This is a genomic window from Corynebacterium coyleae (assembly GCF_030408635.1).
Taxonomy (GTDB): Bacteria; Actinomycetota; Actinomycetes; order Mycobacteriales; family Mycobacteriaceae; genus Corynebacterium; species Corynebacterium coyleae.
Genome location: NZ_CP047198.1, coordinates 2,251,050 through 2,276,486, shown reverse-complemented (window position 1 = coordinate 2,276,486; position 25,437 = coordinate 2,251,050). Strand labels below are relative to the sequence as shown.

The window sequence follows — 25,437 nt, the reverse complement described above, 5'->3', positions numbered from 1 at the left end:
AACCCCGCCACCGCGTCGCCCTGCAGTGCCAACACCGCCACGGCATAATGGCCACCATGCGACTGACTGTGATCGGCACTGGTTATCTTGGCGCGACGCATGCGGCGTGCATGGCGGAGTTGGGCCACGAGGTGCTCGGCGTCGACGTGGATGAGCACAAGATCGAGGCGCTGAAGAACTCCAAGGTGCCGTTCTACGAGCCGGGTTTGCCGGAGGTGCTGGAGCGCAACATCGACGCAGGTCGCCTCAGCTTTACGACGAAATACGACGAGGCCGCCAACTTCGCCAACGTGCACTTCATCGGGGTGGGCACGCCGCAGCAGCGCGGGTCGTATGCGGCGGATACGCGCTTTGTCGAGGCGGTTATCGACGACCTCGTGCCCAAACTGCACGGCCACCACGTCATCCTGGGCAAGTCCACGGTCCCGGTCGGCACGGCCGCCGCGCTGCAGGAACGCGCCGACGATCTGACTCGTCGCGCCGGCCGAGGCGCGACCGTGGAGATCGCCTGGAACCCGGAGTTCCTGCGCGAGGGATACGCCGTCAAGGACACCATCGAGCCGGACCGGATCGTATTAGGACACCGCAGCGAGAACTCCCACGCGGAGGAAATCGCCCGCGAGGTGTACGCGACGCCGCTGGCCAACGGCACCCCGTTTATCGTCACCGACCTGCAGACGGCGGAGTTGGTGAAGGTGTCGGCGAACGCGTTTTTGGCCACGAAGATCTCGTTTATCAACGCGGTGAGCGAGGTCTGCGAGATCGTCGGCGCGGACGTGACCCAACTCGCAGACGCGATTGGTTACGACGACCGCATCGGCCGCAAATTCCTCGGCGCCGGCCTCGGCTTCGGTGGTGGTTGTTTGCCGAAAGATATTCGCGCGTTCATGGCGCGCGCCGGCGAGGTGGGAGCAGATCAGGCCCTGACTTTCCTCCGTGAGGTTGACGCCATCAACATGCGCCGCCGACAGCGCGTAATCGATTTGGCACGAGTGGAGCTCGGCAGTCTCATCGGTCGTAACATCACCGTTCTCGGTGCAGCGTTCAAACCAAACTCCGATGACGTACGCGATTCGCCGGCACTCGCCGTGGCGGGCCAACTCTCCCTGGCCGGCGCGAACGTCACCGTCTTCGACCCGCAGGCGATGGACAACGCCCGCAAGGTCTTCCCAACCCTCGATTATGCCGACACGCTCGAAGAGGCGCTGCGCGGCGCGGAGCTGACCATCCTCGCCACCGAATGGGGGCAGTTTAGGGAGATGGATCCGGAGAGGGTTGCTGGGGTCGTCGAAAAGCAATTGCTTATCGACGCCCGAAACGTCCTGGACGTGCAACAATGGTGCAACGCCGGATGGGAAATGCGGGCGCTCGGACGCACCCTCTAGTCGACGAAACCGCGTGCCTGTCAACAACAACAAAACATTAAGGCATGATAGGGCGCATGCCTAAGGACAAGTCAGGAAACTTTGCCAAGGTCGCCCTCGGCAGCGTCGCAGCGGCGTTGGGCGGCGTGGCCATCCACGACCTCACTCAGACCAAAAACCCGGTCCTGCGCAACTACCCCGTACTCGGGCACATGCGCACCCTGCTCACCGATATCGGCCCCGAACTGCGCCAATACTTCATCGAGCGCGACTGGGACGGCCGCCCCTTCAACCGCGACCAGCGAAACGCAATTTACGAACGCGCAAAGGGCATGCAAAGCGAAACGTCCTTCGGCACCGTCCAAGACGTCTACGCCACCAACCACGAACACCTCGTACACACTCTTTCGCCTGTCGACGAACCCTCCGAACCGCCCCGCACCCTCATCGGCGGCAAGGACTGCACGCAGCCGTACTCCATCTCCATGCTGAACGTGTCCTCCATGAGCTTCGGCTCCCTGTCCAAAAACGCCGTGCGCGCACTGAACAAAGGCGCAGCCATGGGCGGCTTCGCCCACAACACCGGCGAAGGCGGCGTCTCCCCGTACCACAAGGAATTCGGCGGCGACCTCGTCTGGCAAATGGGTACCGGCTACTTCGGCGCCCGCACCCACGACGGCGATTTCGACCCCGCTAAGTTCCGCGACCGCGCCGCCGACGACCAGGTCAAGATGGTCGAACTGAAAGTCAGCCAGGGCGCCAAGCCAGGCATCGGTGGCGTGCTGCCAGCCGACAAGATCACCAAGGAAGTCTCCGAAATCCGCGACGTGCCCATGGGCAAGGACTGCATCAGCCCCGCAGCCCACCGCGTGTTCAGCACCCCTGTCGAGTTGATCGAGTTCATCGCGAAGATGCGCGAACTGTCCGGCGGTAAACCGGCAGGGTTCAAGTTGTGTGTGTCGAGTCGTCGAGAAGTACTTGCCATTTGCAAGGCCATCCGCGAGGTCGGCACCGCACCCGACTTCATCGTCGTCGACGGATCCGAAGGCGGCACCGGTGCCGCCCCCATCGACTTCGAAGACCACATGGGCATGCCACTGACCCACGGCCTGATGACCGTGCACAACGCACTCGTCGGCACCGGCCTGCGCGACCAAATCAAACTCGGCGCATCCGGCAAAGTCGCCGGCGGCTCCGACATCGTCATGCGCATGATCCAAGGCGCCGACTACACCAACTCCGCCCGCGCCATGATGATGGCCGTCGGCTGCATCCAGGCACAACGCTGCCACACCGGCGAATGCCCCACCGGCGTGGCCACCCAAGACCCGCGCCGCAACCGCGCCGTTGTGGTCAAGGACAAGTCCCAGGCGGTGTACAACTACCACAAGACCACCGTCAACACCGCCGTGCGCCTCATGGCCTCCATGGGAGTCACCGACCCGTCTGAGTTGCGCCCCGACATGCTGCGCCGCAACATCTCCCCAACCGAGTCCCGCTCCTACGCCTCCATCTACGAATGGCTGCGCCCAGGCCAACTGCTTGACGACGCCCCCTCGTCCTGGGCCGCCGACTGGAAAGCCGCCTCGCCGGATACCTTCCGCCCGGTGTAGTTGGGTTGCTGTCTGCCGTTAACAACCCCTCGCGGCTGACAAAGTACGGCGGAATGTGTCAGTGACCGGCATCATGCCTGGTCAGAAATCGACCCTGACAGATTTTGTGGAATCTGTCAGGGACGGGGCCTCAACGCCCGTAGCAGGCGGGCGTGCAAAATAGTTCCCGGGTTCAGTGCGAAACCGGGAACTTTCTTACCCCGCCGGGATGCCGACCTGGGGAAACACCGCCGCGGTGGGGTGCAAACGCCCAAAAAGTTCCCCGGCCGGGAACTATTTTGCGGGGGCTGCAGGGGCCATCAGGTCAGATCATCGATGGAAACTTCCCTGTCAAGGTTCATACGCTCACAGAAGTCTTCGTCGTGGCTGACGAGAAGAACCGCACCTGCATAACTCTCAAGAGCGGAGACAAGCCAGTTCACGGTTGAGATATCGATGTTGTTGGTGGGCTCGTCGAGAAGCAATAGCTGCGGAGCAGGCGACGAAAGAAGAACACGGGCAAACTCAACGCGGAAACGCTCACCACCCGAAAGCGTTCCAATAGGCGCGTGCACAGTCTCATTCTGAAACAACAGTTGCGCGAGTTGGTCCCGAATATACTGCGGATCAGCAGAAGCGTTGGCCTCCGAGACCAACTCCAAAACTGACTGATTGGGGTCGAGAACAATGCGCTGTCGGAGGTATCCCACATTCCCAATCACATACCCCGCGCTACCGTCTGCAACAGAGTTGAGCAGGGTCGTCTTTCCGCTGCCGTTCGGCCCAGTGATCCGGACACGCTCGGGGCCCACAACAGTGAGCCCTGGGATTTCCATAACACGGGTTCCGTTCGGAAGCGCCGTACCGGGAAGCTCAATGAACACATGTTGATCGTCGCGAACCTTGTCTTGTGCGTGACGATACGCAGCGAGAGACGACTCCACAGACTCGGCATGAGCCGCACCACGCCGAGCAGCAGTCTTCTCCGACCGATCCTTGTCCAGCCCCATCGCCATGCCAGGTTTGCGTTTGTTAGCCGCGAACTTCTTTCCGCGACGAGCGTCCCGGGCAATGCGAGTTTGCATCGCCTCACGCTCCCGAACCTGCCTACTGTGAACCGCCTTCTTGTCCCGCACCTCCCGCATCGCTGCGTCCTGTTCGCTGGCCAGAGTTTCGCGGTAGGCGGAGTAGTTGCCGGGGAAAAGACGTAGCTTCCCGTCGTGAAGTTCTGCAATTTCGTCCACGGAATCCAACAAGTCGCGATCGTGGCTCACCACAATTGCAGGAACATTGGATTTGGAAAGAGAACGGATCAGCTGGGCTTTTGCTTCCGCATCGAGGTTGTTTGTTGGCTCGTCCATCACGATGAAATCGGGGTTGTCTGCCATGAGCGCAGCTAGTGCAACACGAACAGCCTCTCCACCGGACATGGTGGACAGCGGCCTGTCCAAGTTGAGCGGGAGGCCGTGAGCGGACAGCACAGCCTGAGTCTCTTCAGCAGCATCCCACCGGTCACCAATGAGCTCGAACAATTCGGGATTGAACTGGCCACCTTCGACGGCGTTGATTGCCTCGATGATTTCGGTAACCCCAAAGACGTCCGAAACCGTAGTGTCCGGTTGCAGTCCAAGATCCTGAGGTAGGTAAGCGACTTTCGACGGGCGTTCGACCGAACCCGTGCTTGGCTGTAGCTCGCCGAGAATGACCCTGATCAGAGTCGTTTTTCCGGAACCGTTATCGCCGATCAGGCCGGTTAGGTGACTTGAAAATATGGCATTCAAGTCCGAGAAGCAGGAGGTTCCGTTAGGCCACTCGAGGGAGACGTTATTTAGGGTAATAGGCATGCTCATTCAACTTTCTGTTTCGTGTTAGGCGGAAACACGGAACATGAGCACGGCCTACTCCTTCCTTCGGGGACAATTCCTCGTCGATACTATGGCAGCGTCCGTTTGGGGTCAAGGGGTTTGTGCTGCTGTAAGTCGGGGTAGGTGTCGGCCACTCACAACCCCTCGCGGCTGACAGATTGCGGCGGAATCTGTCAGCGACCGGCATCGCGCCTGGTCAGAAATTGACCCTGACAGATTTTGTGGAATCTGTCAGGAAACGCGCCTTAACGCCCGTAGCCGGCGGGCGTGCAAAATAGTTCCCGGCCTCAGGGCGAAACCGGGAACTATTTTGTCTCAACGGCGTGCCGACCTGGGGGAATGCCGGCGAGAAAGGGTCGAAGCCCCCAAATAGTTCCCCGGCCGGGAACTATTTTCGGAAAGCGGCGCCCAACCGCCAACCGCCAACAACCCCTAGTGCTGGTGGTAGTCCGCCAGGAAGTTGCCCAGTCGCTCGATGGCGTTTTCCAACTGGGACGCCCACGGCAGGGTGACCACGCGGAAGTGGTCGGGGGTGGGGTAGTTGAAGCCGGTGCCTTGGACCATGAGGATCTTCTCGGATTTGAGGAGGTCGAGCATGAATCGTTCGTCGTCGTGGATGTTGTACATTTCGGCGTCGATTTTGGGGAAGCAGTACAACGCACCCTTGGGTTCGACGACGGAAACGCCGGGGATTTCGCGCAGTTTGCGGACGGCGACGTCGCGCTGTTTGCGCAGGCGGCCGCCGGCACCGGTGAGTTCGTAGATGGACTGGCGGCCTCCAAGAGCGACCTGGATGGCGTGTTGGCCGGGCACGTTGGCGCACAGACGGGTACCCGACAATAGATCAAGCCCTTCGATGAACCCCTTGGCTCGACGACGAGGCCCGGTCACGACCATCCAGCCGGCGCGGTAGCCGCACACCCGGTAGGCCTTGGACAGGCCGTTGAAGGTGATGCAGAGGAGGTCGGGGGCGACTTCGGCCATGGAGATGTGCTTGGCGTCGTCGTAAAGTACGCGGTCGTAGATTTCGTCGGCAAGGACCATGAGCTCGTGCTCGCGGGCGATGTCGGCGATGCCTTCTAGGATCTCGCGGGAGTAGACGGCGCCGGTGGGGTTGTTGGGGTTGATGACCACGATCGCTTTGGTGCGCGGCGTAACCTTTTCCCGAATGTCTTCCAGGGACGGGTTCCAGTTGTCCTCTTCGTCGCAACGGTAGTGGACGACGTTGCCGCCGGCGAGCGTGGAGGCGGCGGTCCACAGCGGGTAGTCGGGGGCGGGGATGAGGATTTCGTCGCCGTCGTTGAGCAGGGCTTGGGTGACCATGCTGATCAGTTCGGACACGCCGTTGCCGAGGTAGACGTCGTCGATGTCGAAGTGCGGGAAGTCTTCGATCATTTCGTAGCGGGTGACCACTGCGCGGCGGGCGGAGGTGATGCCTTTGGAGGTGGTGTAGCCCTGGGAGGTGGGCAGGTTGGCGATCATGTCGCGCATGATCACGTCGGGCGCCTCGAAACCGAACACGGCGGGGTTGCCGGTGTTGAGTTTCAAAATGGTGTGCCCGTCACGTTCCATCTGCTCGGCGGTGGCGGTGACGGGGCCGCGGATGTCGTAGAAGACGTTCTTGAGTTTTTCCGCCTGGTCGAAATGGCGGTGCGGTTTCAGTGGCTCGCTCATGGGTTACCACTGTAGGCCGGGTCTACTTCCGGCGGAAGCGATTGACGGTGTCTTGCGCGATGTTGAGCGCGTCGTTGGTCATTTGGTTGATTTGGTCTTTGCGTTGTGCGCGCATGAGGGCCTGCTGGTGGACCTGGGCGGCTTCGATTTCGAGTTGTCGGCGTTTGATTTCTTGGCGGCGCTGTTGTTCGAGTTGGCGCAGGCTGGGGGTGTACCAGGAGTCGGGCCCAACCTTCATTACGTAGAGCAGGATGAACAGGGTGGGGATGATCAGTAGCGACAGGCCGGACAGCGCAGTTGATCCCGCGGCTCCGAAGATGCTCACCAGGCCGATGGAGCCGATGGTGCCGAGCCAGAACACGCCGGCGCGGGTGCGGCGCCCGGAGCGGCGTGCCTGCATGATTTCGGCTTGGCTGTACAGGACCGCATCGTCGGACACTTGCTTATCGACGACCCCACCGCCCCGGCCCGTCGGCAAATCCCCCAAAATCGGCTGCAGGTCCTGCTGCGTTTGGGCCTCGGCGACGGCTTGGCACCGGTTGTCAAACTCGGCCATGTCCAACCGGCCTTCGCCGAGCGCGCGGCCGAGGATGTCCATGGCGTCCATGCGCTCTTGGTCGCCGATGCGGAAGTTGCCGTAAGGGGTGCTCATGGACGCGATGTTAGTTCAATGCGTGCCACTGTTCGTCGATACCTGTGGTGCCGTCGGCGAAGCGCTGCTTTGTGGCGTCGTAGACCTCCTCGGGCAGCTGGTAGAAGTACACGCGCGGCATGACTGCTTCGGCGTTGTCGAGGTAGGTGGTGACAAACTCGCCGACGTTGTCCTTCTTCGCCGATTCCGCGTTGACGTAGATGAACAGCGGGCGCGACAGGGGGTAGTTGCCGCTCTTGGCTTCGTCGGCGGTGGGGGCGATGCCGTCGACGAGTACGTTGTCGATCTTGTTGCGCACCGTGCCCTCGGTGGCTAGGTAGTTGCCGATGCCCATGAAGCTCAGGCCGTTGACGTCTTCGGAGACCCACGTGGACAGTTCTTGGATGTCGTCGCTGGATTGGTAGTCGTCGCGGATGGTGTCGTTGCCAAGCACCATGTCCTCGAACACGCCGAGGGTGCCGGAGCCGGTGGGGCGCCCGTAGAGGTTGATTTTCTCGTTCGGCCAAGATGGGTCGATGTCGGACCAGGTGGTGACGGTGGATTCCTTCGACCAAATGTCGTGGAGTTGCTCGACGGTCAGGTCGGTGGCCCAGTCGTTGTCGGCGTGTTTAACGATGGTGATGGCGTCCAGACCTATCGGCAACTCGAAGAAGTCCACGCCGGCCTCGGCGCATTGTGCCTGGTAGTCGATGGAGGATTCGCTGCCGGGAATGGCGACGGAGGCGTCGTTGATGTCGGCGTCACCGGCGCAGAACTTGTCAAAGCCGTCGGTCGAACCGACCGCCTCAAGCTCGGCGTCGAAGTTGTAGCGGTTGAGCATGTAGCGGGTGATGGGCTCGACTGTCGACGAGCCCGTGATGGTGAACGCCTCGCCGGAACCGGAACCCGAGCCGGAATCGGAGCAGGCGCCCAGCGTCAGCGCCGCCGCGGCCGCGAGTGCGGCGGTGAGGGTTTTACGCATCGTTGGCATCGTTGTGGCCCTTTCGCATCTCGACGCGGAACTCGCGAAGCAGTTTGAACAAGCTCGACCAGGAGCCCTTCGCGTTGGCCCAGTACTCGGGGAAGTTCTCCAACTCTTCTTCCTGCTCCGGAGTGACGTTCGGGTTGACCTTCTTGTAGCGCACGTGGTCGGTGTCGGCGTCGGTGTCGTCGTTAAGTAGTGCTTGGTTGGTGGCGTGGCGGGCGGCGAGTTCGTCGCGAAGTTCTGCGGCGGTTTCCTCGAGCTCGTTGAGCAGGGCCACAAGGGCGTTGTCGGGGGCTTCGTTCTGGATGAGTTCCTGTGCCATTGGCGACAGGTCTGGCGTCTGGTTCGCGTCGGTCATGGTGCTCCTTAGGTGAGCGCGTTGGAGATGAAAACGGCGAGGATCGGGATAGCGAAGAACACTCCGCCGATCCAGAGGAAGACGTAGAGCTTGTTCTTTACGGCGAGGCCGGCGAGCCAGTCAGAACCGGCCGGCGGCAGTTTGCTCATGAACGGGATGCCAAGGATGACGGCTGCGGCGCACACGTTGAATAGGGTGTGCACCAGCGCGCCTGCCATGGCGGCTTCGGCGTCCGCGCCGGAGACAGCGAACGCGGCGATCAGGCCGGTGACGGTGGTGCCGATGTTCGCGCCGACCACGAACGGGAACAGCGTGCGGACCTCGAACTTGCCGGAGGCCGCCAGCGGCACCGTCAGTGCGGTGGTGGTGGAGGAGGACTGCACCAGGGTGGTGATTACCGCGCCGGAGAGCAGGCCGACAAACGAGTTCTTGCCCAGCGCGGCGTAGAGGATCTCTTGGGCCTTGCCTACCAGCAGGGCGTTGAGCAGGTTGCCGATGAACTGGATGGACCACAGGATCAGCGCGATGCCGATGATGGACAGGACGATGCCGCCCCACATGTCGCCAAGCGGGGAAACAAGACTGCCGGCCAGGGCAACGAGCGGTTCGGTGATGGTGTCCAGCCCGTCGCCGATGGCCTCGAAGGCACCGGCGACAACACCTTCGCCCTGGCCGCTCAGCGACGGCGCGATCGCCGACGCGGTGCGCGACAAGAAGCCGGTGAAGATCTCCAGCGGGAAGAAGATCAAGATGGCGATGAGGTTGAAGAAGTCGTGCACGGTCGCCATGGAGAAACCGTTTTTGAACTGGGTCTTGTTACCCGCCAGGCCGAGCGCGACCAGGGTGGAGGTCACCGAGGTACCCATGTTGGCGCCGAAGAGCATCGGTACCGCAATGCTCAGCGGCAGGCCGCCGGCGATCATGCCGACCACGATCGAGGTAGTGGTCGACGACGACTGAATAATCGCCGTGGCCACCACACCAATGGCAAGGCCGACGAACGGGTTCTCGGCAAACGAGAACAGTTCCTTGGCCTGGTCGCCGGCAACCATTTTGAAGCCGTCGCCGATCATGCCCACGCCGTTGAGCAGCAGCCAAACACCGAGCGCTACGGCGATCCAGTTCGCGGCCTGCTTGGCGGCGCCGTCGAGAGGCAAAAAGCCCAGTGGATCCTTGGGAGCGTCATCCTTCCGGGTGGCGGTGTTCTCCGGGTTTTCCGGTGCTGCTTCCTTAAGCGCGGTGCCCCCGCCCGCTGCGTGTGTGTTCATGCTCGCCCAATCACTCGTGTACGGCAGTCGTTCGCGCTGACCGTACACACGCAGAGTGAAATCTGGGTGAACGCTGGGAGAACTTTCCTAGTCCTCTCCGAATTGCGATTGGTGCAGTTTCCAATACGCGCCTTGCTTTGCGACGAGCTCAGCGTGGCTGCCCTGCTCCACAATCGTTCCGTGTTCCATGACGAGGATGGTGTCGGCGCCGCGGATCGTCGACAAGCGGTGTGCGATGACGAATGAGGTGCGGTTGGAGCGCAGCGCGTTCATCGCCTGCTGGACCAGGACCTCGGTGCGGGTGTCCACTGAGGAGGTGGCTTCGTCGAGAATCAGCAGTGCGGGCTGGGAGAGGAACGCGCGCGCGATGGTGATCAGTTGGCGCTCACCTGCGGAGATGGAGCCGCCGTCTTGGTCGACGATGGTGTCGTAGCCCTCTGGCAGCGCGTGCACGAAACGGTCCACGTAGGTGGCCTTCGCAGCGGCGATGACCTCCTCGTCGGTGGCGTCGAGGCGGCCGTAGCGGATGTTTTCCATGATCGTGCCCTTGAACAGCACGGCGTCTTGCAGCACCATGCCGATCTGGCTGCGCAGCTCGGCGCGAGGCATGTCTCGGATGTCGGTGCCGTCGATGGTGATCGCACCCGCGTCGACGTCGTAGAACCGCATGATCAGGTTCACCAGCGTGGTTTTGCCGGCGCCGGTCGGTCCGACGATCGCGGCGGTCTGGCCCGGCTCGACGCGGAGGTTCAGGTCGCGGATGAGGGGAGCGTCCGTGTACGAGAAGGACACGTCGTCGAACTCGACCAGCCCGTTGAAGCGTTTGCTTGACGACGACCCCTGCTCCCGCGGCTCTTCCTCCGCATCCAGCAGTTCGAAGACACGCTCGGCGGACGCCACGCCGGATTGCAGCATCTGCATCATGCCGGCGATCTCCCCGAGCGGCTGGTTGAACTGGCGGGAGTATTGGATGAACGCGGTGGCATCGCCAAGCGTGAGCCTGCCGGAGGCGACCTTCACACCACCGAGCACCGCGATGGCCACGTACGACAGGTACGAGACGAACTGCATGATCGGGTGCATCGAGTTGGCCAAAAACTGCGCCTTCTGAGCAGCACCTGCGAGTTCCTCGTTGCGTTCGTCGAACTGTTCGCGCAGTTGGTCGGTGCGGCCGAAGATGACCGCCACGTCGTGGCCGGAGAAGGACTCCTCCACATGTCCGTTGACGTCGCCGGTGGCCCTCCACTGGGTGGTGAACTGCTTTTGTGAGCGCGTACCTACAACCGCCATGGCCAGGCCGGTCAGCGGGATGGCAAGCAGGGCGACCAGTGCCAGTTGCCAGGAGATGGCGAACATCATGACCAGGATGCCCACCACGGTCAGGATCGCGTTGAACAGCGAGGACAACGACTGCTGCAGGGCTTGCTGGACGTTGTCTACGTCGTTGGTGGTGCGCGACATGACGTCGCCACGCTGGCGGGTATCAAAGTAGGACAGTGGCAGACGGTTGATCTTCGCTTCAACCCGTTCGCGCAGGCTGAACACCGCCCGGATGGACAGTTTGTTCAGGATCGCGCCCTGGGCCCACATCAGCACCGCAGAGGCCAAGTACAGCGCCAGGACCAGCACGATCAGGTCGCGCAGGCGGTCAAAGTCGATGCCGTTGCCCGGGGTCAGTTCCATCGCGCCGGCCATGTCTGCGAACCGGTCCTGCCCGGCCGCGCGCATCGCCTCGACGGCCTGCTCCTTGGTGGTGCCGGGCGGGAGTTGCTTGGATACCACGCCGGAGAAGATCACGTCCATGGCGTGGCCCATCACGCGCGGGGCGTAGACGGCCAGCACGACGGACAGGGCGTTCATCACAAACACCGCGACCAGCGCAGCCTTGTACGGGGCGAGCAGCCCGAGCAGGCGTTTCGCGGACGGCCAGAAGTTCTTCGCCTTGCGCGGCGCCTTGCCGGAATAGTCGTCGCCGGCCATCTTCTCTTCGTATTCGGCGAGTTGCTCATCAGACAACTCGGTCATGTGCTCACTCATGCGTCCACCTCCGCCTGGCTACGTTCGATCTGACGGTAGGTCTCGGACTGCGCCAGCAGTTCTTCATGCGTGCCGCGGGCGACGATGCGCCCGGCCTCCATGACCAGGATCTGGTCCGCATTGCGTATCGACGCCACCTTCTGCGCCACCACAATCACCGTCCGCTCCTGAACCGTCTCGCGCATCGCGGCGTTCAGGTTTGCCTCGGTGGTGGCATCCAGTGCGCTAAACGAGTCGTCGAACACATACACCTTCGGATCCGCCACCAGCATCCGCGCAATACACAGGCGCTGGCGTTGACCACCGGAAACGTTCGTGCCGCCCTGGGAGATCGGCATGTCCAGATCCTCCACAAATGTCGCCTGCGCGGTCCGCAGCGCCGCCCACAACTGTTCATCCGTGGCGTCGGGGTTGCCCATGCGCAGGTTCGAGGCCACCGTTCCCGAAAACAGCCACGGCTTCTGCGGCACCATCGCCACCGCCCGCACGAGATCCGTGCGAGGCATGGTGGTCACCGGGGTGTCGTCGATAAGCACACGCCCCGAAGTGGGCGAATACAACCGCGGCAGCAGCCCCACCAGCGTGGTTTTGCCACTGCCGGTCGCGCCGATGATCGCCGTGGTCGTGCCCGGGCGCGCCTCAAACGAGATCCCCTCCAGCACCGGCTTCTCCGCGCCGGGGTAGGTGTAGGAGACATCGTCGAAGCGCACGACGCCATTGCTTATCGACGACCCCACCGTCGCCGGCGCCTTCACCTCATGCCCAAGCACCTCTTCGATGCGGGTGGCACACACGATCGCGCGCGGCAGCATCATCAGCATGAACACACCCATCATCACCGCCATGAGGATCTGCATCAGGTACTGCATGAACGCGGTGAGCGAGCCGACCTCCACCAGGCCCTCGTCCACACGATGCCCGCCAAACCACAGCACCGCGGCCGTGGCCAGGTTCAGGATCAACATGATCGCCGGGAACATCGTCACAAACACCCGCCCGATGTTCAGGCTCAGCCTGGAGATGTCCTCGTTCGCCTCCGTGAAACGCTGCGCCTCGAACTCCTCGCGGCCGAACGCACGCACCACACGGATGCCGGCGATCTGCTCACGCAGCAGACCGTTGATGTTGTCCAGCTTCGACTGCATCTTGCGGAACATCGGCATCAACAACCCCGCCGTGATACCGACAACCACGGTGAGCACCAACACCGCCGTGACCACCAGCCAGGACATACCCGCATCCTGGCGCAACGCCATGATGATGCCGCCGATAGCCATGATCGGCGCTGCCACCATAAAGTTCATGAACAGCAGGAACGTCATCTGCACCTGCTGCACGTCGTTCGTCCCGCGCGTGACCAAGGTGGCGGTGCCGAAGTGTGACATGTCCTCGTGGTCAAAGCCCGTTACGCGCTCGTACACCGCCGCGCGGACATCGCGGCCCGTTTTCATCGCGGCCTTGGATGCGAACCACGTCGCCCCGATAGCCGCCACGACCTGCACCAGCGCCACCACCAGCATCGTGCGGCCGACCCGCCAGATATACGGCACGTCAGCCTGCGCGACACCGTTATTGATGATGTCCGCGTTCAAATCCGGCAGGTACAGCGTGGCCAGGGTGGTGACCAGCTGGAGCACGATCACCAGTGCAATCTTGCCGCTGTACCGCTTGCCAAAGCGCGCGGTGAGGCGGATGAGATCCATCTAGTCTCCTGAATTCACAAAAACGGTCTTACCTCGCAGCTCGATCACGCTGCGTGCCAACCACGGCAGTGACCAGAGCCAAAAGTGCCAGAACCATAGTTGGGATAGCGAATCGTCTCTCGGGCTCAAAGTCCACCCACTTTCCAAGCGAAACGTGAGGCAACCACTTCGAAGCATGTTCGGACAGCATTGAAGCTAACAGGGGTTCTGCAACGACGAAATAAGCTACGAGTGCAACCAAAACGACGACCCACCGTCTTAGCAGTGTTGCTGCCGCAAATGCGATCACGGCAACGGTGGCGTAGAGAATGGATCCGCCCAGGATGACGGTACCAAGGGGCGCTTCGGGGGTGAGGCTTGGTACTTCGGCTTGCCTCAAACCTGCCGTCAACCCAGCGATCGATAATGCGGTTAGGATTGCTCCGGTTATTAACGACAAAAGTACTAGAGATAGCGCCCGAACGGCGAAGATCGTTCTCAAACGCCGCGCCGCGACCGCAATATTGAGCAGAGCGCCCGATGAGAGCTCGCTTCCAGCGAAAAGAACGCCGTGGAGTGAAGCCGCAAGTGGCGCTAGTAGATAGATCGAGGTTGCGGCGAGATCCAGCTTCTCCGGATCTTCTGAGTCGGGCCCGAGTGCTGCCGTGGTGTCGATCGAGACCGCACCGGCATCTGAGGAGGCCCCGCTTGATGCCATGACTGCGGCGTATGACAACAGTGCGGTTAGTAACGACGCAACTACGAGTAGAGCAAAGACTCCCGGATGAAGTAACCACCTTCTGGTTTCGACTTTGACCACCGTCTTACGGTCTGCCGTGTGCATGAAACTGATCCTCCAAAGTGTGCTTCTTCGTCTCCAGATTCAAGACCGGAATGGAGTGCTCCTCCATTAGGGTCCGTAGGGTTTCGACATTCTGATCGTCCACCTCCAGCACGCCAGGGTTGTGTGAGCCAGTTCGGACAAGTCGATGATCAATGATGGAACTGATCGCCTCACTCAGTTCCGGCGGATAATGTACTAAGAAAGTTTTCGCTTCCCCCACGTAGCTAGCGAGCTCACCAGCAAAAATCATTCTTCCGCGTTCCAGGTGGATGATGTGGGAGCAAAGGGTTTGAATTTCATTGAGGTCGTGGCTTGAGATTAAGACAGTGCGTTCGTCAGTTGGTAACTGCTCTATGAGGTTTCGCATAAGCAGGCGCCCCTGGGGATCTAAACCGTTCATTGGTTCGTCAAGAATGGTAAGGAGTGAACCATTAATCAAAGCGGCACCAATTTGCACCCGTTGACGGTTTCCAAGCGATAGCGTCCGAACTTTTCTCGACGAATACTCACCCAACGACAGGGATTTAATTACGTCCTTGACTTCCTCGTCCGTTCGCCCAGTAAGTTGACCAAGGTATGTCAAAGTTCGTTTGACTGACCAGCGCGGCCAAAGCGCCATTGCGTCGATTGCAGCTCCAGTCCCGCTCCCTATAGTTTCGCTGGAGGCGAGGTTTTTCCCGAAGAACTCGATTTCCCCGTGGGAAGGGCGTTCGACTCCGGCAATAAGGCGTAGAAGTGTGGACTTTCCGCTACCGTTCGACCCCACAAGACCCACTACTGTCCCTGCGGGGACCTCTACATTGATGTCATCGAGTGCGAGAGTCGAACCATACCTCTTGCTAAGATTAGAAAGTTTTACAGCGACTTGAGGTGTTTTCATCTAAGTACCATTCGTAGGCAAGTAGCCCCGCTTGTAAGTGGGGCTACTTCGTAGGTGGTTAGGGCGCAGCTTTAGCTAGTTGCCGTAGCTGGCGCAGACGTAGAAACCGATGCTGATGCAGCCTCCCATTCGCGGATCAAGTTCCGGTCGAACCTTGAGCAGGGGACCCTCAGCCTCACGACCATCCTCGGGTAGCTCGAATTCGCGCGTTGTGAATCGCAGTCCGTCAGGAACTGGCACTCCGCGCTCTCGCAAAGTCTCGAGATTGGCGGTCTTTGCAGTAAGCTCCTTCCTTTCCGCATGGGTGGGGAGCTGAGCGACATCGTTGATGTAGCCGATGAACCCATCAGAAGCGATAACTTCGATGAAGTCATCGATTTGCTTCGTGATCGTTTCCTTGTTGATGCGAAGCTCTACCTCGGCGATCTCGCTGTCGATCTTGTTGAACGTGGTATTTACGGACATGGTGAATCCCTTCTGGTATTGCAATGATTTGCTTGGGGGTGAACAAAGGGAGTCATCCGATGTTGGCGAACGAGCGAATTTTCTCGAGCCAGGACTTATTGTCGTTAGTTCCACTGACCAGTCTGAAGTTCACTAGAAGCGAGATTCTGTCTCCGTTAGTGAGATAGAGGTTCAGGGGCTTACCAAGATCCCTAACGAATCCGAGAGAGGGAAATCCGCCTCGGCTACCGCCCGCTGTGAAGCGTCCATACTCGGGTGTGAACTCGACGTCAACATCCTGGATATCAGTGGGCCGCAGAGTCAGCCAGTCACCAAGGACCAATTCCTGCTCGTTGAGAAAGATTTCGCCTTGGTGCGGAAAAAGAGCCGCCTGATTCGCAAGCCCGAACAGTCGTCGACCAGCATCATTCGACTCGAGCTCAGTTTTAGTTGCGCCGTGAAAACTGGCTCTATCCGTGAATTTCTTAGTCGCTTCCACAGGTGCACCTCTTAAGCCAGTGCCGTCTCACTGTCGAACGTGTAGGTCACTTTCCTGACCCCGTCTGACAAGAGTTTCGCCACGCAAAACAGAGTGGGTCGGCCGTCGCCAAACCGTGAACGTTGGATCTTCAGGCCCTCGGGCACATGGATACCTCGATCTTCTAACTCATCTTCGTCGAGGATCGTGCCTCGAACGAACTCGTCTCGTTCCTGAACCGGTAGCGCATACAGTTCTTGCAGCATCGCGACAAACTCGTCCCCGGTCACAAAATCTCTGATCTCGAGAAGCCCCTGTTTTGCTTCCTGTCGGACCATCTCCTGGCTCAATGGGGGCATTAGAGCGTCTTCCTCGATTACCGGGTAGTCGATCCGCTCCATTTCGAACGGGGCAACGTTTTCCTTGTCCAATGTGTACTCCTTTCTATTTCCGTTGACTTCAGTGGGGAGGGCGACCGTTTGACCGCCATCCTCAGTTTGAATTACCGGGTCCGATCCGGGTATCAGCCAACTGGACATTTAAATTTGGCCAAGTAGCTATGAATCCTTAGTTGCCCGAGGGTGTGTTGACGAGCTAGAATTGCGCAATGTTCCGCCTGTTTTTTGCTGGTCAAGGATTTTGTGACTAAACGGGGTGTCACTTTGGAGCGCGTAGTCTCAGATTCGGGTGACGATCCCTTTAGGGGTCGGACGTGGAGCGACCTCATCTACCTTGCGTCAATCTGCTTGATCGGTTTCGTCTCACTGAGCGGAGCTAGCGAGCAAAGTCGGGTGGCGTTAATAGCGCTAATCGCATTGATGATCGCGCTGCAATTTCAACGCAAACGATATCCCTTTCTGGTTCTTTTTCCGCCAGCAGTTTGTGCTCTTTTTGTAACTAACGTCTTCTTTCTTCCGACCGTGTTCAACTTGGCACTGCGTAAGCGAGGATGGGGCAGTTTCGCGGCTGTGGTCGCTGCCTTCGTCCTCTGCCGAGTCGGGTGGTCGGATAAGGAAACGATCGTCACTGTTCAGGCGGGTGAGAAGGAAACCAATGATCCAACTATTGCCTGGCTGGTTGAAGGCACGGTTCTCGTCATTGCGCCGTTCCTGGCTGGGCTGGTTATTTCCTACAATAGAAATCTGGTTGAGTCGTACCGGGTGATTGCGCAGCATAAAGAGCTGGAGCGGCAAAGGGTGGCTACAGAGGCCGTCCTCAGGGAGCGAGCCCGGATCGCCAATGAAGCGCACGATCATGTTGGCCATAAGTTAGCGCTGTTGTCACTGCAAGCGGGTGGCCTCGAGGTCAACGCCGAAGCTGGCCCCGACGTGATCAAGGAGAACGCCCAATTGATACGAGAGACCGCGGTAGAGACGTTAGCGGACCTCAGAGTTCTTATTGACCGCTTGGACGATGCGTCGGCTTTCCAGGCCCCCGAAGATTTAGCTGCGATCGTGGCTGAAAATCGGAGAAGCGGGGCCGACATTACGCTAAACACTAGATCGCTTCGCCAGTTGGATGCAATGCCACAGGAAATGCGCCAGCTCGTCTCGCAAGTAGTTCAAGAGGCTCTAGCCAATGCCAGCGTTCATGCTCCACAAAGCCCGATTTCTATTGAACTGAGTGGCAGCGAAGGAGGCGAATTACAAATCTATATCCAGAACTCCGTGCGTGAGGTTGAATCGGGAGATCTAGTTAAGAAGCGCCGTGGGACGGGTTTGAAACGGGTAGAACGGCGAGTAAGCAAGTTCGGTGGCGTTGTGCGGTTTGGAGAGCGGTCCGGTCGCTTTGAACTACACGTTATAGTCCCTTGGCCCAAATCGGTGATCGCATAGGGAGACCATCGGATGATACGTGTGTACCTAGTGGATGATGATCCGATGGTTCGCCGGGGCTTGAAGTTCATACTCCAAGCGACCGACGATATCGAAGTTGTCGGCGAAGCAGGAAGCGGTGCTGAGGCTATTGATCAGCTTCCGAGTCTGCGTCCCGACGTGGTTGTTCTGGACGTCCGGATGCCAAACGTTGGAGGCCTTCAAGTTGCCGAATCGATTCTCAAGGCTGGGCATAGCCAAGCAATATTGATGATGACTGCATTCGATAATGAATCGACCGTCATGGAGGTCCTTGAGACCGGTGCTATCGGGTTCCTATTGAAAGACGCGCCTCCTGAATCCGTAATCCAAGCAATTAGGGACACCTCCGCTGGCAAGGTCACTCTTTCCCCTCGTCATACTCGCATCCTGCTTGACGCGTACACCCGGGACGGCCAGGTTAATCGGCGGGTTGAAGCTCAACAGGCCCTAGCGGGCCTTAGCGAAAGGGAAACGGAAATAGCGATCTTAGTTGCACAGAGCTTAACTAATCAGGAGATAGCGAGAGCGATGTTGTTATCAACCGCTACGGTCAAAACCCACTTGACGAAGATTTTTGATGAACTCGGAATCGGTAACCGCGTTCAACTGGCACTCTTGGTGAGGGAAGCTGAGCTTATCTGAAGTGCGGCCCTATCCACATTCCTCGGCCTCTGGACTTCTGCTACTTTGTGCAGGTCCCCCAGGTTGGGTTATCGTAGCTGACCTCGGGTTTGAGATCCGAAAACCGATCCTGAGAAGGGCGCAGCTAGTAGCAGAATTCCCGACGCGGGCTGGGATGCCTATTACCCGAATCGTGATCGCAGAAGCTGACATGTCGATTTTCACCGTAAAAATCGACATGAAGGCAACGAAATGTCTGTTGATTCGAAATGACGTCGCCCCGACCACGAGTTGTCGATCTAGAAGGTGCCGTCTTGATTAACCCTCGCGCTTGTGCGTGGAGTGACCCAGCATGTCTTCCCACTCGACGATCTTCTTGCGCTCACGCGGGAAGGTCGGGTTGGCAGCGCTGCAGTGATACCGACAACCACGGTGAGCACCAGCACCGCCGTGGCCACCAGCCACGACATGCCCGCATCCTGGCGCAACGCCATGATGATGCCGCCGATAGCCATGATCGGCGCTGCCACCATAAAGTTCATGAACAGCAGGAACGTCATCTGCACCTGCTGCACGTCGTTCGTCCCGCGCGTGACCAAGGTGGCGGTGCCGAAGTGTGACATGTCCTCGTGGTCAAAGCCCGTTACGCGCTCGTACACCGCCGCGCGGACATCGCGGCCCGTTTTCATCGCGGCCTTGGATGCGAACCACGTCGCCCCGATAGCCGCCACGACCTGCACCAGCGCCACCACCAGCATCGTGCGGCCGACCCGCCAGATGTACGGCACGTCAGCCTGTGCGACACCGTTGTTGATGATGTCCGCGTTCAAATCCGGCAGGTACAGCGTGGCCAGGGTGGTGACCAGCTGGAGCACGATAACCAGCGCAATCGTCGGCGCGTAGCGTTTTCCAAATCGCGTGGTTAAGCGGATGAGATCCACGTGGGTGCCCTTTCTGTAGGTAACCGGGCAAGTGTAGACGTTTCTGGCGTGCTGCTGCCTAAAAGACGATATCGCCTTTTACAGGGTGCGCCGTTGCAAAACCCCAGGTCGCAGTCCGGTGGTTGGTGTAAAAGACGATATCGCCTTTTGGGCTGTGGTTGTAGCAGCGGTCCGCGGGGTGCGTCATGTCGATTTTGCAACAAAAAATCGACACATCGCGCGGACGTGTTTATTCTTTCGACATGACTGGAAACACAGCGGCGTTCGACCCTGCGAAGCCGTACAACGATCTTCCGCCGCTGCCACCACAGCACACGCTTGAGACCGCAAAGGTGCTCAAGGCTGTTATCGACGCTCGCAGCGAACTGGCCGCCCTCAACACCGCATGCCGGTTGATCCCGAACCCGGAGATCATCACCTCCACTATCCCGTTGCGTGAGGCGCAGGCATCGACAGAGATCGAAAACATTGTGACCACGAACGATGAGCTGTTCCGGGCTCAGTGGAGCATCGATCTGGAGCCTACGCCGGCAACCAAGGAAGCGCTGCGCTACCGCGATGCTCTGCGGCGCGGCGTGGACCTGATCGCGGATAGGCCGGTGTCGGAGAAGGTTGCGGTTGAGGTGTGCTCGACCCTGCAGGGTGGGCAGGCCACGCTCCGCTCAACACCGGGTACCTACATCGGCGACCCGGTCACGGGCACGCGCGCGTACACCCCACCCGAAGGCCTCGACGTGCTGCAACGCCACCTTTCGGCGTGGGAACGCTACATCTACTCGGACCACGGGTTGGATCCGCTGGTGTTGATGGCGGTGACGCATTACCAGTTCGAAGCTATCCACCCGTTTTACGACGGCAACGGCCGCACCGGCCGCATCCTCAACATCTTGTTGTTGCTGCAAGAGAAGGTGTTGTCACTGCCGGTGCTGTATCTGTCAGGGACGATCGTCGATAGGAAAGCGGAGTATTACCGGCTGCTGCGCGCGGTCACCGCGGACGGTGGGTGGGAGCAGTGGATCCTGTTCATGGTCAACGCGGTGACTGAGTCGGCCCGGAGCACAAGCTTGCTTATCGACGACCTTCGCACCCTCCAGGACACCACCACCGTCCGTGTCCGCGAAGCCGGCATCTCGCCAGCAGCCGAACTGGCGGAGCTGCTGTTCGTTCAGCCGTATGTCCGCATCACGGACGTGATCGATGCGGGACTGGCGAAGCGGCAGACAGCATCGATGTGGCTGTCGCAGCTGGTCGAGGCCGGCATCCTCGAAGAACAGAAGGCGGGGCGGTCGAAGGTGTTTCTGAACACGGCAGCGCTCGAGGTGCTGACCCGACGCTAAACCCCGATATCGTCTTTTACAGGGTGCGCCGTTGCAAAACCCCAGGTCGCGTCTCGCCGATCGGTGCAAAAGACGATATCGCCTTTTTGGCTGTGGGGGCCGCTACGGTGCGCGGGGTGCGTCATGTCGATTTTGCAACAAAAAATCGACACGTCGCGCGGACGTGTCGATTCGGTGTACATGACGAGGCGCGCTTCTGGCGCACGCCACGGGGGCGCCGGAGCGCCGGGGCGCCGGCGTTACTCGCCGGCGCGGGAGTGGCCCAGCATTTCCTCCCACTCGACGATCTTCTTGCGCTCACGCGGGAAGGTCGCGTCGGCAGCGCCGAGGGCGCGCTCGGCCTCGTCGAGCTTGTACCAGCCGGCCCAGGTGGCGTAGTCGATGCCGCGCTCGCGAAGCAGGTCGAGGATCTCGTCCTTGCCGGTGTGGGTCGGGGTGGCGAGCTTGCCGGCGTCGGCGTCGGCGATGAGCATGTCGGTGGTTTCCTTCGCGTCCGACTTGGTGTTGCCGATCAGGCCGACCGGGCCGCGCTTGATCCAGCCGGTGACGTACAGTTTCTCCTCCGGTGCGGCACCCTCTTCGGCGGTGACGAGGACGCGGCCGCCGTCGTTAGGAATGACGTGGCGCTCGAGGTCGAACGGCACGCCCTCGACAGGCTCGGAGCGGTAGCCGACGGCGTGGTAGACCTGCTGGACTGGCCAGTCGGTGAACTTGCCGGTGCCGCGGATGCCGCCTTCGCCGTCGAGTTCCTGGCGCTCGGTGCGTAGGCCGGTGATGTTGCCGGCGTCGTCGGTAAGCACCTCGACCGGTTCCTCGAAGAAGTGGATGTAGATCTTGTGCGGGGAGTCGTCCGGCTCGCGCATGGCGTACTGCTCAAGCACCTGGCAGTTGAGGTCGATGGACTTGTCGGCGCGACGGACTTCTTCGGAGAGCTTGTCGTAGTCGATGTCCTCCGGGTCGACGAGCACCTGGATGGTGTCGGACAGGTCGAGTTCGCGCAGCTCCTTCGGCGTGAACTTTGCCTGGGCGGGCCCACGGCGGCCGAACATGTGGACCGTCTCGGCCTGGTTCTTCTTCAGGGATTCGTAGACGTTGTCCGGGATTTCGGTAACAGCCAGTTCGTCGCCGGTCTTGGCCAGTACGCGGGAGATGTCCAGGGCGACGTTGCCCACGCCGATGACGGCGACTTCCTTGGCCTCGAGGTTCCAATCGCGCTCGAAGCGCGGGTTGCCGTCGTAGAAACCGACAAACTCGCCGGCACCGATGGACTTGTCGCCGCCCGGGATGAGCAGCTCGCGGTCGCGCACGGCGCCGGTGGAGAGGACGACGGCGTCGTAGTAGTCGCGCAGTTCGTCGATGGTGATGTCACGGCCGACGGTCACGTTGGCGATGAGGCGCAGGTTGTCTTTGTCCAGCACGTTGTGCAGGGATTTCACAATGCCCTTGATGCGTGGGTGGTCGGGCGCAACACCGTAGCGGATGAGGCCGAACGGTGCTGGCATCTGCTCGAAAAGGTCGACGTGAATATCGTGCTCTTCGTTGCGGATGAGCAGGTCAGAGGCGTAAATGCCGGCGGGGCCGGCGCCGATGACGGCGACGCGCAAGCTCATAGGTGATGGTCCTTTCGCAAAAGGGGGATTTTTTCGATGACTGACACTATAGCGCATAGACAGAGCGGTCTTAAAGTTTCAGCGATTTACATTCGTGTCCTTAGAGGTGCTTAAAGCGGGCTCGTAAACAAACATTCAATGCATTACATTCACGCGCTTAACCGGCAGTTTCGGCGTTTTGGTTGTGCTAGACAGGGTGGTGCGGCATGCTTGCTCACCAATGTCAGAATTAACCGCATAGACGAACCGATCGGTCTACTTTTGGAGGGCTCGTGACCGCACCAACGAAAACCGCGAAACCGCGCGCAAAGAAGCCGCAGGGGCAATGGCTTATCGACGGCACCGCGCCGCTCAACCACGATGAAGAAATCAAGCAGGCGTCCCCGGTCCTTGACGTGAAGCAGCGAGTGATCGACATCTACTCCAAGGGCGGCTTCGACTCGATTGACCGCGAGGATCTGTACCCGCGCTTCAAGTGGCTTGGCCTGTACACCCAGCGCAAACAGAACCTGGGCGGTGAGTTCACCGGTGAGGACAACGCGGTCCTGGAGGACAAGTACTTCATGATGCGCATCCGTTTTGACGGCGGCATTTGCTCCACCGCGCAGGCCCGCGCCGTCGGGGAGTTGTCCCGCGATTACGCCCGTTCCACGGTGGACCTGACGGACCGGCAGAACATCCAGTTCCACTGGGTGCGCATCGAGGATGTCCCGGCGATCTGGGAGAAGCTCGAGGCGAACGGCCTGAACACCTGGGATGCCTGCGGGGATGTGCCGCGCGTGATCCTGGGTTCGCCGGTGGCCGGCATTGCCAAGGACGAGATCATCGACGCCACGCCTGCGATCAGGCAGATCCAGGAGATCGTTACCGCAGACGAGTTCCAAAACCTGCCGCGCAAGTTCAAGTCCGCGATCTCCGGCAACGCACGCCAAGATGTGGTCCACGAGATCAACGATCTCGCCTTCATCGGTGTCGAGCACCCTGAACTCGGCCCCGGCTTCGAGTGCTATGTGGGCGGCGGCTTGTCGACGAACCCGATGCTGGCACAATCCCTCGGCGCCTTTGTCACCCTCGAGCAGGTCCCGGACGTGTGGGCGAACGTGGTGCGCATCTTCCGCGATTACGGTTACCGTCGCCTGCGCAACCGTGCACGTCTGAAGTTCCTGGTCGCGGAGTGGGGTGTGGAGAAGTTCCGCCAGATCCTCGAGGAGGACTACTTGGGGTACAGGCTCCCGGACGGCCCGCACGCCCCGAACAATCTGGTGGATCGTGACCACATCGGCGTGCATGAGCAGAAAGACGGCAACGTCTACATCGGCGTGAAGCCAACGTTGGGCCACATGTCGGGCGAGCAGCTCATCGCCCTGGCTGACCTGGCGGAGAAGTACGGCGTGACGGATCTGCGCTTCACCCCGTTCAAGGAGGTCCTGCTGCTCGGGGTTGCGCCAGACACCGCAGCAAACCTCCAGGCGGATCTGGAGGAGATGGGCCTGTACTCCAAGCCGAGCGAGTTCCGCCGCGGCCTGCTGTCGTGCACCGGCCTGGAGTATTGCAAGTTGGCGCACGTGACCACCAAGTCCCGCGCCATCGAACTCGCCGACGAGTTGGAGGAGCGCTTCGGGGACCTCGACTCGCCGATCACCATTTCGCTCAACGGTTGCCCGAACGCCTGCGCCCGCCACCAGGTCTCCGACATCGGTTTGAAGGGCCAGATGGTGGATAACGGCCACGGCGAGAAGGTCGAAGGCTTCCAGGTACACCTTGGCGGCACGATCGGCGAGGGCGCGAACTTTGGCCGGAAACTGCGTGGTCACAAGGTGTTGTCCAGTGAGTTGACGGAGTATGTGGCCCGGGTGGTGCAGCGCTTCGTCGATAAGCGTGAGGGCGCTGAGACATTCCGTGACTGGGTCGCGCGCGCCGACGAGGAGGACCTGCGATGAGCTTTCGCCGCGAACCAAACCCGAACCGCAACTTTCCTACCTTCTGCCCGTACTGCGGCGGCGAGGATCTGTGGCCGAACGAACAGACCGAATTCGCGTGGAAGTGCTGCGAGTGCCTCCGCGTATTCGAGGTGAAGTTCCACGGCCAGGACGACCCCGAAGCCGCGCCGTCGAAGGCGCCATCCACGGAAGAGGCGCTGCAGGCCTCGCTCGCACGCCACGGCCACACCGGCGCATTGAAAGGCAACCAATGATCAACCTGCTCAACCAGTCCAGCAACTTCCGCGACCCCGACATCAGCCCCGAAGGCCCGAGACGGACATCGCCGCTGCCAAACAGGGTGGCGCAGCAAAACGCATTGCTTGTCGACGACTGGGCCGCCAAACTCCACAACGCCCCCGCCTCCGAGATTCTGCAGTGGGCGAACGAGTACGCGCCGGGCCCACTCGTCGTGACCCTGTCCATGGAGAACACGGTGCTCGCCGAACTGGCCGAGCGCCACCTGCCCGGCGCGGACTTTCTGTTCCTGGACACCGACTACCACTTTCCGGAAACCCTGGAGGTGGCCGACCAGGTGGAGGCGCGCTACCCCTCGCACCGCCTGGTGCGGGCGAAGGCGCACCTGACCCGCGCGCAGCAGGATGAGACGTACGGGCCGAACCTGTACCTGCGCGCCCCGGGTGCGTGCTGTCGCATGCGCAAAGTCGAGCCGCTGGCGGTGCATATGAGCCCGTACGCCGGCTGGATCACCGGGCTGCGCCGCGCCGACGGCCCCACCCGCGCCGACGCGCCCGCGCTCAGCCTCGATGCGACTGGCCGGTTGAAGATCTCCCCGCTGGTCACCTGGTCCTTGGAGGACACAGCCGCCTTCGAGCGCGACAACGACCTGATCATCCACCCACTGACCCGGAAGGGCTACCCCTCCATCGGCTGCGCCACCTGCACCCTGCCCGTGGCGGAAGGGGAGGACCCACGCGCCGGGCGCTGGGCGTTTGCCACCAAGACAGAGTGCGGCCTGCACGAATAGCCG

At 60.6% G+C, this 25,437-nt stretch carries 23 protein-coding genes; 8 read left to right on the top strand and 15 right to left on the bottom strand.

Annotated features, from left to right (window positions below; all coding sequences use genetic code 11):
- Window positions 1–56 precede the first annotated feature (56 nt).
- Window positions 57–1,385, top strand: coding sequence for a UDP-glucose dehydrogenase family protein (locus CCOY_RS10980; protein ID WP_092102844.1), 1,329 nt, complete (start codon window positions 57–59; stop codon window positions 1,383–1,385).
- Between the two features lie 56 nt (window positions 1,386–1,441).
- A complete protein-coding gene (locus tag CCOY_RS10975; protein ID WP_244268643.1) occupies window positions 1,442–2,977 on the top strand; it encodes an FMN-binding glutamate synthase family protein in 1,536 nt (511 codons plus the stop codon).
- 299 nt (window positions 2,978–3,276) lie between these two features.
- Here CCOY_RS10975 and CCOY_RS10970 read toward each other — a convergent pair whose 3' ends face one another.
- The 13 genes from CCOY_RS10970 to CCOY_RS10910 all read right to left on the bottom strand — a co-directional run bounded on the left by CCOY_RS10970 (window position 3,277) and on the right by CCOY_RS10910 (window position 16,533).
- Entirely contained in the window at window positions 3,277–4,800 is a 1,524-nt protein-coding gene (locus CCOY_RS10970; protein WP_092102841.1) for an ABC-F family ATP-binding cassette domain-containing protein, read from the bottom strand.
- A 453-nt stretch (window positions 4,801–5,253) separates the two neighbouring features.
- Window positions 5,254–6,495, bottom strand: a complete 1,242-nt coding sequence (locus CCOY_RS10965; RefSeq protein ID WP_208856569.1) for a pyridoxal phosphate-dependent aminotransferase — start codon at window positions 6,493–6,495, stop codon at window positions 5,254–5,256.
- A gap of 22 nt (window positions 6,496–6,517) precedes the next feature.
- Window positions 6,518–7,147, bottom strand: coding sequence for a DUF1707 SHOCT-like domain-containing protein (locus CCOY_RS10960; protein WP_070815728.1), 630 nt, complete (start codon window positions 7,145–7,147; stop codon window positions 6,518–6,520).
- Between the two features lie 10 nt (window positions 7,148–7,157).
- Complete coding sequence (locus CCOY_RS10955) at window positions 7,158–8,108, bottom strand: substrate-binding domain-containing protein (RefSeq protein WP_167594472.1); 951 nt, start codon at window positions 8,106–8,108, stop codon at window positions 7,158–7,160.
- On the bottom strand, window positions 8,101–8,469 hold the full coding sequence (locus tag CCOY_RS10950) for a hypothetical protein (protein WP_070829256.1): 369 nt from the start codon (window positions 8,467–8,469) through the stop codon (window positions 8,101–8,103). Before CCOY_RS10950 ends, CCOY_RS10955 begins: the two co-directional genes overlap by 8 nt.
- 8 nt (window positions 8,470–8,477) lie before the next feature.
- Window positions 8,478–9,737 carry a Na/Pi symporter gene (locus CCOY_RS10945; RefSeq protein ID WP_092100805.1) on the bottom strand — a complete coding sequence of 420 codons (1,260 nt, stop codon included), beginning with the start codon at window positions 9,735–9,737 and terminating at the stop codon, window positions 8,478–8,480.
- 87 nt (window positions 9,738–9,824) lie between these two features.
- Window positions 9,825–11,774, bottom strand: a complete 1,950-nt coding sequence (locus tag CCOY_RS10940) for an ABC transporter ATP-binding protein (RefSeq protein WP_280137890.1) — start codon at window positions 11,772–11,774, stop codon at window positions 9,825–9,827.
- Entirely contained in the window at window positions 11,771–13,477 is a 1,707-nt protein-coding gene (locus CCOY_RS10935) for an ABC transporter ATP-binding protein (RefSeq protein WP_092100804.1), read from the bottom strand. The genes CCOY_RS10940 and CCOY_RS10935 overlap by 4 nt, the downstream gene beginning before the upstream one ends.
- A 28-nt stretch (window positions 13,478–13,505) precedes the next feature.
- Window positions 13,506–14,300 carry a hypothetical protein gene (locus tag CCOY_RS10930; protein WP_092100800.1) on the bottom strand — a complete coding sequence of 265 codons (795 nt, stop codon included), beginning with the start codon at window positions 14,298–14,300 and terminating at the stop codon, window positions 13,506–13,508.
- Complete coding sequence (locus CCOY_RS10925; protein ID WP_070570680.1) at window positions 14,281–15,180, bottom strand: ABC transporter ATP-binding protein; 900 nt, start codon at window positions 15,178–15,180, stop codon at window positions 14,281–14,283. The genes CCOY_RS10930 and CCOY_RS10925 overlap by 20 nt, the downstream gene beginning before the upstream one ends.
- A gap of 75 nt (window positions 15,181–15,255) precedes the next feature.
- Window positions 15,256–15,645, bottom strand: a complete 390-nt coding sequence (locus CCOY_RS10920) for a hypothetical protein (protein WP_070484664.1) — start codon at window positions 15,643–15,645, stop codon at window positions 15,256–15,258.
- Between the two features lie 52 nt (window positions 15,646–15,697).
- Window positions 15,698–16,123, bottom strand: a complete 426-nt coding sequence (locus CCOY_RS10915) for a hypothetical protein (protein ID WP_070484661.1) — start codon at window positions 16,121–16,123, stop codon at window positions 15,698–15,700.
- Window positions 16,124–16,134: 11 nt separating this feature from the next.
- Window positions 16,135–16,533, bottom strand: coding sequence for a hypothetical protein (locus CCOY_RS10910; RefSeq protein WP_143028430.1), 399 nt, complete (start codon window positions 16,531–16,533; stop codon window positions 16,135–16,137).
- Between the two features lie 315 nt (window positions 16,534–16,848).
- Here CCOY_RS10910 and CCOY_RS10905 point away from each other — a divergent pair, with 315 nt between their 5' ends.
- Both CCOY_RS10905 and CCOY_RS10900 read left to right on the top strand, forming a co-directional pair.
- Window positions 16,849–17,937, top strand: coding sequence for a sensor histidine kinase (locus CCOY_RS10905; protein WP_143028429.1), 1,089 nt, complete (start codon window positions 16,849–16,851; stop codon window positions 17,935–17,937).
- A 12-nt stretch (window positions 17,938–17,949) separates the two neighbouring features.
- Window positions 17,950–18,600 (top strand): response regulator, encoded by a 651-nt coding sequence (locus CCOY_RS10900; protein WP_092100794.1) that lies wholly within the window; start codon window positions 17,950–17,952, stop codon window positions 18,598–18,600.
- 278 nt (window positions 18,601–18,878) lie between these two features.
- Here the strand turns inward: CCOY_RS10900 and CCOY_RS10895 are convergent, their stop codons facing one another.
- Complete coding sequence (locus CCOY_RS10895; RefSeq protein WP_092100792.1) at window positions 18,879–19,520, bottom strand: ABC transporter transmembrane domain-containing protein; 642 nt, start codon at window positions 19,518–19,520, stop codon at window positions 18,879–18,881.
- 242 nt (window positions 19,521–19,762) lie between these two features.
- Between CCOY_RS10895 and CCOY_RS10890 the strand changes: the two genes are divergently transcribed.
- Window positions 19,763–20,857, top strand: a complete 1,095-nt coding sequence (locus CCOY_RS10890; protein WP_244268642.1) for a Fic family protein — start codon at window positions 19,763–19,765, stop codon at window positions 20,855–20,857.
- 239 nt (window positions 20,858–21,096) lie between these two features.
- Here CCOY_RS10890 and CCOY_RS10885 read toward each other — a convergent pair whose 3' ends face one another.
- Window positions 21,097–22,467 (bottom strand): FAD-dependent oxidoreductase, encoded by a 1,371-nt coding sequence (locus CCOY_RS10885; protein WP_092100789.1) that lies wholly within the window; start codon window positions 22,465–22,467, stop codon window positions 21,097–21,099.
- A 272-nt stretch (window positions 22,468–22,739) separates the two neighbouring features.
- Between CCOY_RS10885 and CCOY_RS10880 the strand changes: the two genes are divergently transcribed.
- From CCOY_RS10880 to CCOY_RS10870, 3 genes are read left to right on the top strand one after another with little or no spacing between them, the layout of a single operon-like run.
- Window positions 22,740–24,407 (top strand): nitrite/sulfite reductase, encoded by a 1,668-nt coding sequence (locus CCOY_RS10880; protein ID WP_092100788.1) that lies wholly within the window; start codon window positions 22,740–22,742, stop codon window positions 24,405–24,407.
- Window positions 24,404–24,661, top strand: coding sequence for a hypothetical protein (locus tag CCOY_RS10875; RefSeq protein ID WP_070615496.1), 258 nt, complete (start codon window positions 24,404–24,406; stop codon window positions 24,659–24,661). The genes CCOY_RS10880 and CCOY_RS10875 overlap by 4 nt, the downstream gene beginning before the upstream one ends.
- Window positions 24,658–25,434 carry a phosphoadenylyl-sulfate reductase gene (locus CCOY_RS10870; protein WP_092100786.1) on the top strand — a complete coding sequence of 259 codons (777 nt, stop codon included), beginning with the start codon at window positions 24,658–24,660 and terminating at the stop codon, window positions 25,432–25,434. Before CCOY_RS10875 ends, CCOY_RS10870 begins: the two co-directional genes overlap by 4 nt.
- Window positions 25,435–25,437: the final 3 nt, after the last annotated feature.